Here is a 589-nt window from a genome sequence, read left to right on the forward strand (position 1 = left end):
GATCATCGGGACCTTCTCGCCGATCTCGGCGGCGGAGAACGGCACCAGCGTCGCGACGATGGCCAGGATCAGCTCGATGCAGGGGATGGCCAGCATGACCTTCATCATCGCGCCCTTGAACGGGAACGTGAAGATGCGCTCGCGGTTGGGGTCGTTCTTGCGGAGGTTGAGGAACGCCGGGAACATCGGGATGTAGGTGAGCAGCAGGAAGACGACGGAGGTGCCGAAGAGCATCCAGAAGACGCCGTCGGAGATGGCGTCGACGGGAACGAGCTGCAGGCAGAGGACCAGGGAGGCGACGACGGCGTTGACCAGGTTGGCGCCGTTGGGCATGTCGTCCTCGGAGATCATCGAGGCGAAGACCTTGGGCATGTTGCCGTGCTCGGCGGCGTAGCGGGCGACGGAGTTGACGCCGAAGGACCAGGCGGCCATGTTGGCGAACAGGGTGATCAGGAAGGCGATGCAGATGACCTTGAAGAGCACGGAATCGCCCACCATGGTCTGGACTGCGAAGATCATGCCGTAGTCGGGGTCGATGGAGTCGGCCGGGATGGCGGCGCCGATGCCGAAGCCAGCGAACAGGTAGATG

The 589-nt window shown here is 63.7% G+C and carries 1 protein-coding gene; it reads right to left on the reverse strand.

Translation table 11 applies throughout. The features are described 5' to 3' along the window. Positions 1-589: amino acid permease (locus ACTQ48_RS11410; RefSeq protein ID WP_441571032.1), on the reverse strand; the 589-nt coding region annotated here is incomplete at both ends.

Source organism: Collinsella sp. Sow4_E3 (genome assembly GCF_052116285.1).
In the GTDB taxonomy this organism is placed as follows: domain Bacteria; phylum Actinomycetota; class Coriobacteriia; order Coriobacteriales; family Coriobacteriaceae; genus Collinsella.